Origin of the sequence: Vibrio sp. 11986-1-5 (assembly GCF_963878025.1) — a bacterium.
GTDB lineage: Bacteria > Pseudomonadota > Gammaproteobacteria > Enterobacterales > Vibrionaceae > Vibrio > Vibrio injensis.
This window is the reverse complement of sequence record NZ_CAWNVW010000022.1, coordinates 438,127-453,965: the sequence shown is the minus strand read 5'-3', so window position 1 is coordinate 453,965 and position 15,839 is coordinate 438,127. Positions and strand designations below refer to the sequence as shown.

Here is a 15,839-nt window from a genome sequence, read left to right as displayed (position 1 = left end):
AAAATATCGAGTTCGCACATCTTGTTGTCTGGTTATTGATTTTTGGCGAAACCATTTGATCATACGACAAGATGTGTATCTACCTTAACTTGATGATTTTTATCAAAATCATTAGGGGATTCCTCAGAACGTTGCTTGCTGCACGCAAGCAAACCAAAGACTTTATGCCTATCCAAGATATGGCTACTGGCTTGTTTAAATCCACCTTGGATGGCGCCAATAATACCCTGACTGAGCGTATTAAACAGAATGAACGGCGGCATCAATTAAGGCTGAGCGAGCGTGAAGAACTGGATATTTTAGGGCTTGCCAAACGTCAATCCGGTCAGTTTGAGCAATTTACGCCGTTTTCGCGTGTGGTCGCAGAACCTTGGTTATCCTCTTTGAGCCCTGAACAACTCAATACCCTTCAATCTGATTATCAGCCATTTGTAAAAGCAGGCCTAGCCACAACCGTTAAGGGTAATGAGGATAGGTATCAGGCTTTCCCGTATGATGGCGAATACTTGTTTGCCAGCCGTATTGATCAAGAAAAAGGCCTAGATAAAGATTCAAAAAAGGCGCTGCTTGACTGTTTATCGACTATTGGCAAAGAGTCAGGCTCGCCAATGACCTACGGTGTGTTGCTTAAAGCGGATGGCGACCGCATGGGCGAGCTATTATCAAAGGCGAATCAAACAAAGGATTCAATCGCGATTTCAAAAGCGTTGCATCAATTTGCCACCGAAGTGCGCTGTGTGGTGCGTAAACAGGGCGGTCATGCCATTTATACTGGCGGTGATGATATTCTCGCTTTTGTTCCTCTTAATACCTCCTTGGTTTGTGCAAAAATGCTTGCTGAATTGTTTGCAAATAAAATGTCGGCTGTGAATGCTGAACTGAATCTAGTCGTTGAAACGCCACCCACATTATCCGTTGGTCTTGCCATTGGTCATTTCGTCCAGCCCATGCGACAACTGCGTCAACGTGCTATTCAAGCGGAAAAATTGGCGAAAGGAAATGGTCTTGCTAATCCCCGTAACGCATTAGCGATTCAGTTGGGGATTCGCTCTGGTTATGAGATTTCATGGCGCTGCCGCTGGGATGACAAACCAACGTTGGATGCTTTGCAAGCATTTGTGGCTGGCTTTAGAAAAGGCTTGCTGCCGACTCGCATAATGCAAGAGGTGTTGGCCATGTCCCAAGCCCTCAAGTGGACGAATTGTAAAGACGTTGAGAGTGAGGTTGGGGTTGGCATTCGCTTGAGTGAAATGGAGCGTATGCTCGCACGAGCCTCCTTTGCACACTCCTATTCAAAAGAGCAACTCGAACAAACTGATGAAGAGGACGAGCCGTCAGAAGGTAATAGCAAACGCACATTTAAAGACCAATTGGCATCGTTAAAGCAACAATTACGTGAGCAGGCGCAGGCTCAGTCATTAGATGAGCTCGCAAATATGCTGCGTATTGCACGTTGGCTGGCCGCGAAAACAGTGGCTGATTTAGGCAAGGAAGAAATCTCATGAACTACTTTGTATTAAGCCCTCGCGATCCATTGATTATTCGCTCTAGCCGTCCGTTTGAGGCAATCTCAGATTCCGAAGCGGCAAAATTTCCGCCTCCTTCGACTATTGCCGGGGCACTGCGGAATCTGTATGGACGCACAATTGGCATTGACTTCACGAATAACGATAAGCTGAAAGCACTACTTGAGGTGCCAGTGACTGGTCCATTAGCAGTGAAAACCCCAATTGACCAATCAACCGCTAACCTTGAACAAAAACATATTTTGGTACCGAAACCTGCGGATGCGCAGTATTTTTCGGTTGACGGTAATAATACAATTGTTGGGCTGCAACCTGCGCAGCCGAATGAAGACGAAGGGTGCGATCTACCAAATGGTTTACTCCCGCTATTTTTGTCACAAGATATTCAAGGTAAACCTGTTAGTGGCCCGAAATGGTGGGCGTTGGAAGACTTGCTGGCATGGCGAAGAGGCGAAAAAATCGTATTTTCAGATGTGAAAGCGAATGGTTGGACACCGACCGAACCCGATATTCGCACCCATATTGAGCGTGATAACATCACCTTAAATTCGCTAGAAGGGCAAATATTTCAAACCACGGGCCTCACCATGTGGCAGCAGCCAAGCGCAAATGAGGCCTTTCCTTGTGAGCAAGTGAGTATTTTGGCTGGGATTAATGGCAAGGTATCGCTCACGGCAATGAACTTAGGCGGCGAGCGCCGCTTAGCCGAGGTTTCAACGTGTGACTTATGGCCTGAACATCCACAAGACTTTGCCAAAGGCATCATCAACGCGGGCGGATTAACTCTGACATTTCTTACCCCAACGATTTTTAACGCGGGCTGGCGTCCGGCTTGGATCGATGAAAATACCCTAACGGGTACGCCGCCAGGGTGTGAAACATTGCAGTTAACACTCAAAGCTGCCGCGTTAGAACGCTGGCAACCGCAATCTGGCTGGGATCTCGCCAGTAATAAACCCCGCGCCAGCGAGCGCATGATCCCCGCAGGGGCAACCTATTGGTTTGAAATAATTCAAGAAAACGTGACAGAGCAAGATATACAACGACTGTGGATGGCGCACTTGTGCGATGACAAACAGCACAACTTAAATGGCTTTGGACTCACTCTTCCCATGGCGTACTCATGGAACGAACAATAGAATTCAGTAAGGATAATGACATGTCTTTTAAACACTATCACCTTGTGACACAAACCAATTTGCACTGTGGCTCTGGCCAATCCGTTGGGATTGTCGATCAGCCGATTATTCGCGAACGTGCGACCAACCTGCCGATAGTCCCAGGTGCGACCATTCGAGGTGTATTACGGGCGCATTTATCTACTGATGGTAAAGAGTCAGCGTTGATAAAGTCGTTATTTGGTCCAAACAGTAAGGACGGTTCGGAAAGTTTTGTAGGAGCTATGTCTATTACTGATGCGCATCTGTTACTACTGCCTGTGCGCAGTTTGTATGGCATTGTGGCCTATATTACTTGCCCCTTTATTTTACGACGCTATAAAAAAGAGCTTAAGTTACCTATTGAACTGCCTGCTACAGACACAGCAAAAGCACGTTATGCTAATGAAAACAAAAACGTCGCCTCAGATAAGGTGGTGTTTGAAGAGCTGGATATTGAGGCTGTGAAGTGTGACAAGGCGCAACAATGGGCCAAGCAGTTATCAGAAATCATCTATGACAAAGATGAAACGGCTAAAACCGATTTCCAACAACATTTTGTCATTGTGCCCGATGATGTGTTTGCCTATTTAGCTGAAACTGCCACTGAAATTCGCACCCGTATTCGTATAAACCTAGAAACCGGTGTGGTAGACGGTGGCGCATTATGGACAGAAGAAAGCCTGCCTGCCGAGAGCGTTTTGTGGGGCCGTTATAGCTTGAATGAACGTGCCCAAGGTTATTCGGTAGAACACGCCGACGAGTTCAATAAACAGGCAAATTCCGTTCTATTGCAAATGGGTGGCAATGCAGGGGTAGGAAATGGCTTAGTGCAATTGATTATGCAGGAGGCAAAAAAATGATATTAAGAAACCAAGTCATTGCCCAATCAGCCTATTCCTCAGTGGTTGCCATTAAAGGCCCAGAAAATGAGAAAAAAGAGCGAGAAGAGTTGCTTAAAAATTACGCCACCATTGCTCATAAACTGCCTACCATGATTTTGCAAAATGGCTTAGCCCAAGCTACTGGTTTTTTGTTGGCAAAGTCAGCAAAAGAGGAGTCAGTAAAAGAAAAGGCCCATACAGAAATGCTCAAGCACTTACTAGCAGCGTTTCAAGAAATTGATGGGGACTTCAAACATGTGCAAAACAACGAAAAATTTCATAAAACAATCATTGAATCTAATCTCACGCAGATTATGCGCTATACCCGTGAAGCACTGGAAATTGCAGGCTGGCTGCGCCGTTATGTTCAAGGAATCTTAAAAATAGGGCCAGATGGCAATCCTTTGGAAGAGTGTGTGAAAAAACAGGAGGTACAGCGATGACCTGTTTAGTTCGTAATGACATAAAAGTTGCTTTTAGCCAAAGGGAAAATGTAAATCCGAGTCTTTTACTGCAAAAAGGCCAGCTTGACGCTAATCAGAAGACAGCGCATTTAGAAGAAATCGTAAAACTGCCCGCTTCATCTGAGTACAAAAGCGCCTTTAACCGCTGGTTTGACCTCATCCAAGACGAAAATCGCTTTAGCCAAACCGCCATGACGCTAGAAAACCGCTTATTAATTGGCTTAACGGGCAATGCTACATTAGAAACCGGCTGTAGCTTAAGCCGTAACTACGGCATGCCGTATATTCCGGGTTCGAGTGTGAAAGGCGTTGTTAGAGCGTGGGCAAATCAACATTTGGCAGGGCATAGCGATGAATTCGAACAACTGTTTGGTACCGCCGATAGTGAGCAGCTTTATCGAGTATCGGGCTTAGTCACTTTTCATGATGCGTGGTGGATACCTGCAGAGGGGGCTAAACCTTTTGTGCTCGATGTAGTCACCACACATCATCAAGCCTATTACAACGGCAATCAGGCGGAACCATCTGATAAAGACAGCCCGATCCCGAATCATTTATTGGCCGTGAAAGGCAGTTTTTTATTTGTGCTCGAAGGTGAGCCAGAACATATCAAGCTCTGCCAGAGCATGTTGATCAAAGCATTAGAGAGCAATGGTATCGGTGCCAAGACAGCGGCGGGTTATGGGTATTGCAAAGATAACACTGAACTTTTAGAGAGGCTAATTGATGACTCATTAAAACGGCCTAATTTAAGCTCAAAGATTCGTGCTCAAAGAGAAGCACAGAAACAGAAAGCTGTTGAAGAGGAGTGGTCCAAAGGTATTAGTCAGCTGACAGAAAATCAGCTTATACAGATGTTTAGTAAGGATTTGAAGAAGACACAAGAGCGTGATGATTTGCAAGACTTAATAGAAAAGGTAAAGCAACACCATTGCGAGGTTATTGAGTCATGGAAAAATGAAACCAAGAATAGCTCTAAAAATCGTTATAAAGCCTATCAATTTTTAAAAGGGGAGCAAGAATGAGTTATTTAAAACGAACTTGGCCTTTTTGGCTAGTTGTGTTTCTTTTACCTTTAGTGGCTATTTTTATTTCTGGAAAGTATGGGAATCATATTGTCATTCAGTCGATTAATGATGGAGTTAACTATTATTTCAATGGTGAATTTATACGGACATTAGTGATTTCCATATCGACCAGTTTGATTGCGGCAGGGATTGTTTACCTCTTTATTGACAAAAAATTACGTGAATTGTTGGCACATGATGAAGTGATTACGGTTATTTTGAGGACGGATAAGGGAACAGAAAAAAAATGTCCGCCAATGAGTCGTAAAGATTTCTGTCGTCAAGAAGTTCTTGGGTATCTTGGTATGTTGGGGGGGCCAGAGCGTTTTACACTGAATTCCATGAAGAAACCAGAATTTGGTAGGCGTATCTTAGAAATCCAGCAGGGCAAGGGTAATGATGAACTCGTAATAACGTGTACTGAAGATGAGTTTAAACAGTTTACCTCTGATTATCGTGAGAGTGATGATATCACGGTCATTTTACGATCTGAGACTGGCAAAGATATAAAATGTTCGCCAATGCCAAGAAAAGATTTCAGTCGTGCCGAAGTGCTCGGTTACATTGGAATGCGCAGTGGTGCGCAACGCTTTGAAATTGCCAGTTTGAAAACACCAAAATTTGGCGAAAATATTTTGAAAACAATTAAGAGTAAAGGCTCGCAATCCTTTATTGTGGATTGTACTGATGCAGAAATGGAGCAGTTTGGCACTGAATGCGAGAACGGTTCTAACACCTAGAATCACGGAGTAGCTATGGATTCATATATTGACATACATTTGCGACCTGATGCGGAGATGAATGAAGCTGAATTGGGCAGTAAAGTGTATACGAAGTTTCACAAAGCATTGGTTAAGTTAAATACCAATAAAATTGCAATTAGCTTTCCAGAAGCAAACCTAAAGCTTGGGCAGTTGTTTCGTGTGCATGGTTCGGTAAGCTTATTGAATGATCTACAAAGTTTATGCTGGTTAGGGCCTCTCGTCGGTTATTGCCAAATCAGTGAAGTGTTAAGCGTTCCTGAGCAAGTTCAATACCGGGTGATCTCAGCTAAGCGGCGTAATTTAAGTGCTGCGAAGCTGCGCCGTTTAATTGCACGAGGGAGTATCAATAAAGAAGGTGAGCAGCGCTATAAAGAGAAGATGCTGAGCCAGAGTATTAAAGCACCTTATCTTGACTTACAGAGTGGCTCTACAGGGCAAAAGTATCGTAAATTCTTTGAGTTTGGTGAAATGCGGTCAATACCAATATCTGGAAAGTTTGATTCCTATGGATTAAGTCAGTCAGCTACCGTTCCTTGGTTTTAATGTTGTCGAGGGAAGCTTTCGTTAAATTTATTTTTACTACGTAAAAAAGGCATTTTTACCCTTTATTTTTGCTCTTTAAAAATAAGCTTTAAATACAATGAGTTACAATAGGCGCTTTTTAATAAGGTAAAAATGCAATTTTTATCCTAACTAACTGTTGTAACTTATTTTTATTGATTTATTCTATAGTTCACTGCCGCACAGGCAGCTTAGAAAATTTGACGTCCTTTTTTTGGGGGCCGATGATTGTTCACTGCCGCACAGGCAGCTTAGAAATGTCTTGGGGTCATGGGCTTCCAACGTCAAAAGTTCACTGCCGCACAGGCAGCTTAGAAACTCACGAAGCGCAGGAACGACTTCGAACCAAAGTTCACTGCCGCACAGGCAGCTTAGAAATGTTTTGGGGTCGTGGGCTTCCAACGTCAAAAGTTCACTGCCGCACAGGCAGCTTAGAAAGTGGCTATCGGCTTCGAAGTCGATATTCACGGGTTCACTGCCGCACAGGCAGCTTAGAAATAGAGCGACCGCTTCGTTAGTAAGACCTTTGAGTTCACTGCCGCACAGGCAGCTTAGAAAAACAGAACCACCGCCCGAACTAAGCCTCTCCAGTGAAGCCAGCAAAGAAAAGTAACTTCACCAGCAGAGGTAAAAATAACAATGGGGAGCATCACGCTCCCCATTCTTTTTTGCTTCTATACACCAGTTTGAAGGTATATGTTATCGATAAAAAAACACTCTTGACCTTGGTAGAGCCAACTTCATATAAGACTCGAATAGTATGACCATTCACAGACTCCAATCAGAGATAAAAAGGCTGCCTGCTTAAGTAAAGCATCATACTTTTTCCCAAAAAAATCCCGGTAAGTCATCATTTAATACAAACCATTTTTTGAATATCTACTAAGTGTTGTACTCGATTCGTCGTGGTGAAAGCGTTACAACATCACAAATAGCAAGCAGATTGGATCTTTCTGATAGTTGGGCAAGCACACTTCTGAAAGAATTAAACCGCAAATTGTTTCTTAGTCGGCGAGGCTGTACTCGGCAGTGCGGAGGTGTTGAGTTCGTGTATTCGCTTCATTCATCCCTATATCATTAGGGTAAAAGGTACTTTCCAGCCCCAATCCCATGCAAACGAGGGCAACCCACGGGAAATGAAAATTTTTTGGTGATCTAAGTCACCACCGCCAAGGTTGATGTTAGGGCATGTATTTGAATATTTGATACGATACGTGATGCGTAACGATGCATTAATTTATGGTCTATAGGGTAGTCCCACCGAGAAAATGATGAGTGCGACTAATCTGATTTAGAAAAAGGCGTAGAACGGTTCTGCATCTCAAGTCAAATACCATTAATTATGATTACACTCTTTGAATATAGGCTCTTAAAATGGCGAATATAGGTTTTTGTTCCATTGGTCCGACAAAACTATCCTCTAAGAGCAGGAGGGGTATTGAGGAAATTAGAAGTATCATTGAACAAGGTAATCTATTCGCTACTGCTTTAGCTTCTATTCCTATTTATCAGATATTTATGACGCCCTCTGTTACGAAAAGTGCCTTCGAAACGGGAGTGACCATTCGTGAGTATGATTGGGAGTTATTTGCTGACGCATTAGGTGCTGCTCCCAAACTAGTCCGTAGTCAGATTTATCGAGTGGCAGAGCCTTTAACATGGTATACGTCTGGTAAGGAGCAAGAATTTTGGAGATGTGTCAGTGATTCAGCGTTATAAATATTTCATAGTTTTATTGGTTATATTTTTGTTTGGGTGCAATTCATCAGTTCAGCAGCTAAGCCAAGACTGGGAATCAGTCTACAACCATTGTACTGACCTAGAGCTTGGTAACGAGGCAGACTTTGTGACTACATCTTGGTTTGATGAACTTGATCTTGAAACTCAAAAGCAGGTCGCTTTGTACGTTTACCAAACCAATTTTTACGCTTGCCACTCTCAGAAAACTGTTGATTTCAGATCACAGTTAGAAAAGCTTGGGGCGAAAGAAAAGTTAAAATACTATCAAGGTATAGGTGTATTTGATACACCAAACACAAGCTTGGTTCAGGGGGTGGATAAAGAGGTCTTGAATAAGTTAATTGAAGCGCAACCTCAAAACCTAAACTTACGACATATTGGGATTCAATTAGGTTTCCGTAATTAGAACGATAATAGAAAGTTAGCGATACTATTCACGCCTTTGATATTGAAGTTTGTGTTTAATCGGTCTTAAATGATCCCTCAAAAACTTACTGTATAATACCACCTTAATGCCACCCTAATTACACCCACAAAATACTCAGGTATTATAAGTGCATGTAATTTATAGTTAAAATAGCTTTTTATGGCATTTAAAACGGCGAAACCCCGATGTTGGTAGCATCGGGGTTTCTAATTTTTTAGATGATTTGGATGGTAAGGCCAAAAAATCTTATTTATGCAAAAGGGTGGATTTTATCCAATTAATTCCTTGGTAGGGAATTAGATACGGATGAAGTCCATGTGCTCAACTTTTGGCTTGAACACGTGACGCTGAACGTCTTGAGGCTTAACTTTAACTTCAGCACCATCGATAACTAGAGTAATTGCTTCGTAGAACTCTGGCTTATCCATTTGGTTGATGACGTCATCGTGTTTTAGTGCGATAGATACTGGCGCAGCTTCACCACCGTAAACGATAGCAGGAAATAGACCAGCGTGACGTAGGCGGCGGCTCGCACCTTTACCTAGTTCAGTACGCACTACTGCATTGAATTTCATAGTATTTACTCTCAAATTAGTAAAAAAATAATCAGTGTGACAGCATCAATGCGACCTTGTGCTGTCGTAGCGTTTTGTTAGCGATAAATAATCATTCCCAAAACGAGCGCGGATACTAACATTCTACGTTAGGATGAGCAATAAAAATGATGCGTTATACTCGACAATCACCTGTGTGACTAATTGCTGAGTTCATCAGCAAAAATTTTATCTCTTAGCGTCCAAAATCGGCCGTTTTTTCGTGCGATGACGAATTGTGGTGGTCGAAAACGGTGTTGATGATCGACAACTTTATTTGGCGATGCGGCTTCAAAGGTTCGATGTTTATCGGCCAGATGAGGGCGTACAAAACGCTGCTTGAAAATAGCTTTTTGTTTTGGGGTTGTGAGTGACCAAAATTCGTGCACTTGAGCGTTATTTTCACCGAGGTAAGTAACGCGAAGGTGGTTTTTTCCTTTGCTGTCTTTATGAATGCTGAATGTCATGGAGAGGCATTCAAATACTAATGCATCTTTTAAGTTTAATGCCTCTTTAAGTTTTTTATCAGGATCCACTAAAGTCGCTTGGCATTCGTGACAAATTCGCGCCGCGATATCGTTATCAGCGCCACATTCGTTACAATATTTGGCTCGGAAACGATAACCACAATGTTCACGCTCTGCGGTCTCTTTATCTTCAAAATAGCCTTGGCAGCGTCGTCCATAGTGTTCGAGAAGAAAACCGTTAGCGTCCAGTTTCCCCCAAAAGTTATTATTAAAGCCACAGGCAGGGCAAGGAATAGTAATGATTTCACTATTGGAGTCGGGTTTCGGGTCGCCGACTTCAGGCTGATACAGGTCGTACTGGTTACCTGCATAATCGAGTACCAAACATTCGGTTTTTCCCGGAGCGAGACGTAAACCTCGACCAACGATTTGCTGATATAAGCTCACCGACTCGGTGGGCCTTAAAATAGCAATTAAATCGACATGTGGGGCATCAAAGCCGGTGGTCAATACTGAAACGTTGACTAAGAATCGGATCTCTTGCTGTTTGAAACTGTGGATGATTCGATCACGCTCTTGTGATGAAGTATCGCCAATGACTAAGGCGGATTGTTGTTCAGGCAGTAAACTGAGGATCTCTTGGGCGTGACGAACGGTTGCAGCAAAAATCATCACGCCTTTCTTGTTCTCCGCTAACTGAATAATTTGTTGAACAATTTGCGGTGTCGCACGCTTTGATTGCTCGATAACCAGATCGAGTTCAGATTCTTTATATCGTCCAGTACTCGTTGGGCTTAGCTGAGAAAAATCGTAACTAAGAATGGGCGCATCAATGAGTCTTGCTGGCGTCAAGAACCCTTCATCCAATAAATAATGAATGGGTAACTCAAAGATGCAGTCTTTGAAAAAACGGGTCTCTTCACTGCGTACTAAACCACGAGTGTGGTATTGGTAGATCCATCCCATGCCCAGCCGATAAGGAGTCGCCGTTAGGCCGAGTACTTTCATATTAGGATTAAGTGCTAATAGGTGACTGATCACTTTTTGATAGCTACTGTCTTTATCATCGGGTACTCGATGGCACTCATCAATGACGAGTAATGAATATTGCTGTTGAAAAGCGGATAAATTTCGTACCACAGATTGCACTGATGCAAAAACGACAGAGTGATCGTTTTCTTTTCGTCCCAGCCCAGCAGAAAATATTCCGCCAGTCAGTCCATACCCTTCATATTTAGCGTGGTTTTGTTCTACCAGTTCTTTAACGTGAGCAAGGACCAATACTCGTCCTTTGGCTAAACGTGCTAATTCAGCAATCACTAAGCTTTTCCCAGCACCGGTAGGCAGAACAATCACCGCAGGCGTGCTGTGTTGGCGAAAATAATGGATGACCGCTTTGACGGAATCGGCTTGGTAAGGTCGTAAGGTATACATAAAGGCAAGGATTAATTATGTGAAATAGTTCAACTATTTTGAGTGAGGCTTGTATAATACCTGACTTCAAGCAGATGAGGTATTCATGCGTTTAGATAAATTTTTGTGTGATGCGCTCGGTACCACACGTAAAGAGTCGACTCAACTTTTAAAAAGTGGCGATGTAACGGTCGATGGTATCGTTCGTAAAAGTGGTTCATGTCAAGCCACGGAATTGTCGCAAGTGGAGTGGCAAGGCCGAGCGCTGACGTTAAGTGGCCCTCGTTATATTATGCTGCATAAACCACAAGGTTATGTATGCTCTCATGAAGATAGCTTCAATCAAACGGCCTTTGTGTTACTCGATGAAGCCAATCAACGTGATTTGCATTTTGCCGGCAGGCTAGATGTTGATACGACGGGATTAGTGTTAATTACCGATGATGGGCAATGGTCACATCGGGTCACTTCTCCTAAACACCATTGTGAAAAAACCTATCGTGTTTGGCTCGCGGATCCGATTACCGACGAGTATACTGAACAGTTTGCTAAGGGGATTGAGTTACGCGGTGAGCGAGCTTTAACTCGACCTGCTCAGCTTGAAGTGATTGATCAAAAACAGGTTTTATTGACTATTCACGAAGGTAAATACCATCAAGTGAAACGCATGTTTGCTGCTCTAGGCAATAAGGTGGTCGGGTTACATCGTGAACGGGTAGGGGATATTGTATTAGATCCTTCTCTTGAACCGGGAGAATCTCGCTATTTGACCGAGTCCGAAATCGCTTCTGTCTGGAACTGAACCACTTTTCTGCTCTGCATTTCTGATGAGCAAACGTGTACTCGAGACCTTCTATTTTGCTGAGTGTAGACATATGCTGCAGATCAGCAACGTCAATAGGGTGGATACAGAAACCTTATTGACAAGGATTCAATCCTATTTATTGATAAAACGAACGGAGACTTATGACTTCCAATAATGCCCCTGCTAAATATGATGCTACTAGCCTTGGCTTCTTGCTGTTTATTGTGCTGGGTGCTATCGGCGCATTAACCCCGCTGGCTATCGACATGTATTTGCCTGCGATGCCCGCTATCGCCAGAGATTTAGGGACGACTGCTGGCTCAGTACAATTAACGTTAACGGCTTATACAGCGGGTTTTGCCATCGGGCAATTATTACACGGTCCATTAGCGGACAGCTATGGACGTCGCCCCGTGATGTTGTTAGGGATATTTTTATTTGCGGTTGCGTCCGTGTTTAGTGCCACAACGCATGGAATTGAAGCATTAACTTATATTCGTGCTGCTCAAGGGTTTGCTGGTGCGGCGGCTGCAGTCGTGATTCAGGCGGTGGTGCGCGATATGTTTGATCGGGAAGATTTTGCTCGCGCGATGTCTTTTGTCACTCTGGTGGTCACACTCGCGCCATTAGTCGCCCCATTGATTGGTGGACACTTAGCCGTTTGGTTTGGTTGGCGATCCATTTTCTGGGTGTTAGCAATGTTTGCTGTGGTCGTCATGGCGATGGTTGTTTGGAAAGTGCCAGAGACACTCGCGGTAGAAAATCGTCAGCCATTGCGTTTCATGAGCACGATGAAAAACTATGCCCAACTGTGTCGTAATGGGCAGGCTATGGGGCTGATTTTTGCGGGAGCTTTTTCATTCTCTGGGATGTTTGCTTTTTTGACAGCAGGCTCTTTTGTTTATATTGATATTTTTGGTGTAACTCCAAACCAGTTTGGTTATCTGTTTGCACTCAATATTATTGCGATGATCGCGATGACCAGTATCAATGGTCGATTTGTACGACGCGTTGGTTCTCATGCCATGTTACGCTTTGGTTTGTTCATTCAGTTATTGGCCGGTGTCGGTCTATTTGTCGGCTGGACTCTCGATTGGGGTTTATGGGGAACCGTTCCTTTTGTTGTATTATTTATTGGTACTATTTCAACCATTGGTAGTAATGCAATGGGGCTATTGTTGAGTGGGTATTCTCGAATCGCGGGTACGGCTTCCTCTTTGGCGGGGACATTGCGTTTTGGCACTGGCTCATTGATTGGTGCCGTCGTTGCCTCAATGCCAAGTGATGTCACTTGGCCAATGATTTTAGTGATGGCGGCATGCTCGGTTTTGTCGGCTGGTTTTTATTGGACGTTGGGAAGAAACGCATAGTGTCGAGTTATCATTTAGAAATTCAGAAAGTTGTTAATAGTGCTTTGCAAGAATTAGCACAAGAACATGCCGCAGGAAAATTAGCGGATGCTCCAGTAGCAAACAACCACTTTTTAGTACATTGGGTCTCGAAGGCGTTAAAAAGCCAACGTTTTCAACGTTGTGTTGGCGATGACTTAACCGCTTGGCAAAAAGCCGGACGTTCGAAGGGAAATCAGTCGGGGTTATTGCTCCAATTTCGACGTATTTCCGCGTTTTATGCACGGTTCTTTAATGATCATGCTGATAACGATTTGACCGATAAGAAAATTGAAGCCTTTTTGGATGAGATGGAACAAGCAGGTTGGGAGGTCTCGACTTCTGAGCCGCTGGTTGGCTGTGGAAAAATACAAATTTTTACCGATGGTCAGAACTCTTTAGCGCTGTGTTCGGTTCAATGTGATGCCTGTTTTGACGGTGAAATGCTGGTTAAACCGATGAGCTGGTTTGTGCGTGGTTTTCATGCTGAATTTGTTGAAAAAGCTTCTGCCGCAGGGTTTATGGTTCATAAACGTACGGATTATAAATCGAATGTTAAATACCACGGAGAATATCTGATTTTTCCGGGAAATCAGGGAACACAATTAGCGGAAATTCCCCTTTCATTTCAAGTGGCCTAATTGTGCGCTTTTTAGCCTAAACGAAAGCGACGGCTAGGCCGTCGCTTTGCAAAGCATAAAATCTGCTTTAATTATCTGACACCAATCACTGCTCTATCTCGGTTCATTGAGACCAACCAGCTGCGACTTTATTGACTAAAGTGGATTCGTTCTAAACTTTCTACACGTCGTAAATCTCGTTCGGAGAATGAGTTGCGCCGCAGTTCGTCCAGTTGGGCGTGCTGTTGCTCAGGGTGAGCGGCTAGGCGCTTAACGATAGTTTTCCTCTGCTCAAGATAATATTGCCATTGCTGTTCAAACTGCTGCCTTGACTGGCCAAGGTGATTAAGACGCTGAATGGTTTCTTCATCCACTAACTCCTTCAAAGCCAGATAGTGATCTTGTGGGTCTTGTTTGTCCAGTGTAAGGACTGCGGTTAATAAACGGTGGTTATGTTCATTACGTTGAATGTAGTCCGGTTGTTGTTTTATCTGTTCATCCCATAAGCGTTGTGCTTTTTGTTGTGAATAGATTTCAAACAGTTTTTTCTTATCAATCGCAAGCTGACGGATGCGGTTTTCTTCTATAAATAAAGATTGTTGTTCGCTAGAAAAATGAACATCTTGTAGATGAACGATTTTGTCATGCAGACGCTGCCAATCGGCGGCCAATCCGTTTAATGATGAAAAGCTTAACTTATCCAGAGCCTGTTGGTAGGCGGTTAATTGATGAAATAGCGGCGCATCAATACTGATGTTTTCGTCAATATAATCGGTAAATTGCTGTTGTAATAAGTTAAGATCAACCTGCTCCATCTCCGACACCAGATAATTCAGCAAATCGCGAGGGGAGGAAAGATCGACTTCGCTTTTCAGTACCATCGGTGGTTGTTTATCCGCGGGTTTATTATTATCACGGAACAGTGATAGTGACAGCGTCACTGTCAGTGCTCCGAGTAATAAAATAAAGGTCATTCGTTTATAGCGCATGACTACAGTCCAAGTTGTTGTAAACGATTGGCATGTTGGCGATAAAGAGTAACAGGTGAAATTTCAAAAAGATGGCGAATGCCTAACAGTCCATTAACTTCATCGAGATGATTCATTTTATAGTGAGTACCAATCACTTGACCAAGATGGCTACTACAGACGGAGACGAGGCCATCATTGGGCTCATCAAAAGCGAGGCTTAGAATACCTATAGGGATGTCAGTTGGATCCAGCAAATTAGTGATCGCTGATGAGCCTGTCCAAGAAAAATAGTGGACCCCATTACTGGCGACGGCTTCACCCTGTCCACAATAGGTTGTTGGTACACCCTCTGGATAATGGCGATTAAAAGCCAGTGAGCCTTCGGTGGTTAAAGTATCGAGTGCGGCTAAGGCATCTTGTTCTAAACCTTTGCCACCGGAGAGTAAGTTGATCAACGCAACAAAGCTATCGGTTATTTTGACCGCTAAGGCTTCAGAAATGGAGTCTTCCGGCACGGTATTTCTCACGATATCAGCAACTCGTGAACCCCAATTAACGCCACCAACACTGGTGACAGAGGCAACCAGATCCGGGCGAACTGAGGCAACATAGCGAGCGGTTGGGCTGCCTTGGCTATGACCAATAAGATTGACTTTCTCTTTGCCAGTCAAGGCTAAGATGGTTTCAACTTGCGCCAGTAGTTGCTCGCCTCGTACTTCTGAGCGGTTAGCGGCAGCCACTTGCGCGGTAAATACGGTAGCGCCATCTTTGCTTAGTGCATGGGGAATACCGTAGAAATAGTCTATTTTGGCGATGCTATCAAAGCCGAAAATGCCATGGACGAGTACTAATGGGTAGCGAGTTTCGGTATAACCACTATTGGCTAATGTCGCTGGGGCATGAAGGGAAAATAGTCCAATACAGAGTATACCTATCCATCGATATATGACGTTCACATTGATATCCTTATGTTATTTGTTTTTTAGTTGGCA

Annotated in this window: 16 protein-coding genes and 1 CRISPR repeat array; of the genes, 12 read left to right on the top strand and 4 right to left on the bottom strand. The window is 43.6% G+C overall.

Annotated elements, in window-relative coordinates; genetic code table 11:
• The first annotated feature begins 131 nt into the window (after positions 1-131).
• The 9 genes from cas10 (at position 132) to AACS00_RS07845 (ending at position 8,569) form a co-directional block, all read left to right on the top strand.
• Entirely contained in the window at positions 132-1,505 is a 1,374-nt protein-coding gene (gene cas10, locus AACS00_RS07885) for a type III-B CRISPR-associated protein Cas10/Cmr2 (protein WP_219968402.1), read from the top strand.
• Positions 1,502-2,665 carry a type III-B CRISPR module-associated protein Cmr3 gene (locus tag AACS00_RS07880; RefSeq protein WP_110167035.1) on the top strand — a complete coding sequence of 388 codons (1,164 nt, stop codon included), beginning with the start codon at positions 1,502-1,504 and terminating at the stop codon, positions 2,663-2,665. The genes cas10 and AACS00_RS07880 overlap by 4 nt, the downstream gene beginning before the upstream one ends.
• 20 nt (positions 2,666-2,685) lie before the next feature.
• The gene (gene cmr4, locus AACS00_RS07875) at positions 2,686-3,546 is read left to right on the top strand and encodes a type III-B CRISPR module RAMP protein Cmr4 (RefSeq protein ID WP_110167034.1); all 861 of its coding nucleotides are present in this window, start codon (positions 2,686-2,688) and stop codon (positions 3,544-3,546) included.
• The gene (gene cmr5 / locus AACS00_RS07870; protein ID WP_110167033.1) at positions 3,543-4,010 is read left to right on the top strand and encodes a type III-B CRISPR module-associated protein Cmr5; all 468 of its coding nucleotides are present in this window, start codon (positions 3,543-3,545) and stop codon (positions 4,008-4,010) included. The genes cmr4 and cmr5 overlap by 4 nt, the downstream gene beginning before the upstream one ends.
• Positions 4,007-5,056, top strand: a complete 1,050-nt coding sequence (gene cmr6, locus AACS00_RS07865; protein WP_110167032.1) for a type III-B CRISPR module RAMP protein Cmr6 — start codon at positions 4,007-4,009, stop codon at positions 5,054-5,056. Before cmr5 ends, cmr6 begins: the two co-directional genes overlap by 4 nt.
• Positions 5,053-5,838, top strand: a complete 786-nt coding sequence (locus AACS00_RS07860; protein ID WP_181397500.1) for a hypothetical protein — start codon at positions 5,053-5,055, stop codon at positions 5,836-5,838. Before cmr6 ends, AACS00_RS07860 begins: the two co-directional genes overlap by 4 nt.
• Before the next feature lie 15 nt (positions 5,839-5,853).
• Entirely contained in the window at positions 5,854-6,405 is a 552-nt protein-coding gene (gene cas6f / locus AACS00_RS07855) for a type I-F CRISPR-associated endoribonuclease Cas6/Csy4 (protein ID WP_110167031.1), read from the top strand.
• Positions 6,406-6,593: 188 nt separating this feature from the next.
• A CRISPR array of direct repeats spans positions 6,594-6,981; the repeat unit is 28 nt; unit sequence GTTCACTGCCGCACAGGCAGCTTAGAAA.
• A gap of 816 nt (positions 6,982-7,797) precedes the next feature.
• Positions 7,798-8,142 carry a hypothetical protein gene (locus AACS00_RS07850; protein WP_110167030.1) on the top strand — a complete coding sequence of 115 codons (345 nt, stop codon included), beginning with the start codon at positions 7,798-7,800 and terminating at the stop codon, positions 8,140-8,142.
• The gene (locus AACS00_RS07845) at positions 8,126-8,569 is read left to right on the top strand and encodes a hypothetical protein (protein ID WP_110167029.1); all 444 of its coding nucleotides are present in this window, start codon (positions 8,126-8,128) and stop codon (positions 8,567-8,569) included. The genes AACS00_RS07850 and AACS00_RS07845 overlap by 17 nt, the downstream gene beginning before the upstream one ends.
• A gap of 317 nt (positions 8,570-8,886) precedes the next feature.
• Here the strand turns inward: AACS00_RS07845 and rplY are convergent, their stop codons facing one another.
• Positions 8,887-9,165 carry a 50S ribosomal protein L25 gene (gene rplY / locus AACS00_RS07840; protein WP_072669462.1) on the bottom strand — a complete coding sequence of 93 codons (279 nt, stop codon included), beginning with the start codon at positions 9,163-9,165 and terminating at the stop codon, positions 8,887-8,889.
• Between the two features lie 179 nt (positions 9,166-9,344).
• Positions 9,345-11,084 carry a DEAD/DEAH box helicase gene (locus AACS00_RS07835; RefSeq protein WP_110167028.1) on the bottom strand — a complete coding sequence of 580 codons (1,740 nt, stop codon included), beginning with the start codon at positions 11,082-11,084 and terminating at the stop codon, positions 9,345-9,347.
• A gap of 85 nt (positions 11,085-11,169) precedes the next feature.
• Here AACS00_RS07835 and rsuA point away from each other — a divergent pair, with 85 nt between their 5' ends.
• The 3 genes from rsuA to AACS00_RS07820 all read left to right on the top strand — a co-directional run bounded on the left by rsuA (position 11,170) and on the right by AACS00_RS07820 (position 13,897).
• Complete coding sequence (gene rsuA, locus AACS00_RS07830) at positions 11,170-11,865, top strand: 16S rRNA pseudouridine(516) synthase RsuA (RefSeq protein WP_110167027.1); 696 nt, start codon at positions 11,170-11,172, stop codon at positions 11,863-11,865.
• Positions 11,866-12,029: 164 nt separating this feature from the next.
• The gene (locus AACS00_RS07825; protein ID WP_110167026.1) at positions 12,030-13,238 is read left to right on the top strand and encodes a Bcr/CflA family multidrug efflux MFS transporter; all 1,209 of its coding nucleotides are present in this window, start codon (positions 12,030-12,032) and stop codon (positions 13,236-13,238) included.
• Positions 13,238-13,897, top strand: a complete 660-nt coding sequence (locus AACS00_RS07820) for a DUF2913 family protein (protein WP_181397499.1) — start codon at positions 13,238-13,240, stop codon at positions 13,895-13,897. Before AACS00_RS07825 ends, AACS00_RS07820 begins: the two co-directional genes overlap by 1 nt.
• A gap of 128 nt (positions 13,898-14,025) precedes the next feature.
• Here the strand turns inward: AACS00_RS07820 and AACS00_RS07815 are convergent, their stop codons facing one another.
• Together AACS00_RS07815 and AACS00_RS07810 are read right to left on the bottom strand one after the other, a co-directional pair.
• Entirely contained in the window at positions 14,026-14,865 is an 840-nt protein-coding gene (locus AACS00_RS07815) for a lipase secretion chaperone (RefSeq protein WP_110167024.1), read from the bottom strand.
• Positions 14,866-14,867: 2 nt separating this feature from the next.
• The gene (locus AACS00_RS07810; protein ID WP_167363654.1) at positions 14,868-15,782 is read right to left on the bottom strand and encodes a lipase family alpha/beta hydrolase; all 915 of its coding nucleotides are present in this window, start codon (positions 15,780-15,782) and stop codon (positions 14,868-14,870) included.
• Positions 15,783-15,839: the final 57 nt, after the last annotated feature.

Coding starts and splice junctions, on each gene's coding strand:
- cas6f (WP_110167031.1), top strand. CDS start 5,854: ATGGATTCATATATTGACATACATTTGCGACCTGATGCGGAGATGAAT.
- cmr5 (WP_110167033.1), top strand. CDS start 3,543: ATGATATTAAGAAACCAAGTCATTGCCCAATCAGCCTATTCCTCAGTG.
- rplY (WP_072669462.1), bottom strand. CDS start 9,165: ATGAAATTCAATGCAGTAGTGCGTACTGAACTAGGTAAAGGTGCGAGC.
- AACS00_RS07825 (WP_110167026.1), top strand. CDS start 12,030: ATGACTTCCAATAATGCCCCTGCTAAATATGATGCTACTAGCCTTGGC.
- AACS00_RS07835 (WP_110167028.1), bottom strand. CDS start 11,084: ATGTATACCTTACGACCTTACCAAGCCGATTCCGTCAAAGCGGTCATC.
- AACS00_RS07860 (WP_181397500.1), top strand. CDS start 5,053: ATGAGTTATTTAAAACGAACTTGGCCTTTTTGGCTAGTTGTGTTTCTT.
- AACS00_RS07850 (WP_110167030.1), top strand. CDS start 7,798: ATGGCGAATATAGGTTTTTGTTCCATTGGTCCGACAAAACTATCCTCT.
- AACS00_RS07880 (WP_110167035.1), top strand. CDS start 1,502: ATGAACTACTTTGTATTAAGCCCTCGCGATCCATTGATTATTCGCTCT.
- AACS00_RS07815 (WP_110167024.1), bottom strand. CDS start 14,865: ATGCGCTATAAACGAATGACCTTTATTTTATTACTCGGAGCACTGACA.
- cmr4 (WP_110167034.1), top strand. CDS start 2,686: ATGTCTTTTAAACACTATCACCTTGTGACACAAACCAATTTGCACTGT.
- cmr6 (WP_110167032.1), top strand. CDS start 4,007: ATGACCTGTTTAGTTCGTAATGACATAAAAGTTGCTTTTAGCCAAAGG.
- rsuA (WP_110167027.1), top strand. CDS start 11,170: ATGCGTTTAGATAAATTTTTGTGTGATGCGCTCGGTACCACACGTAAA.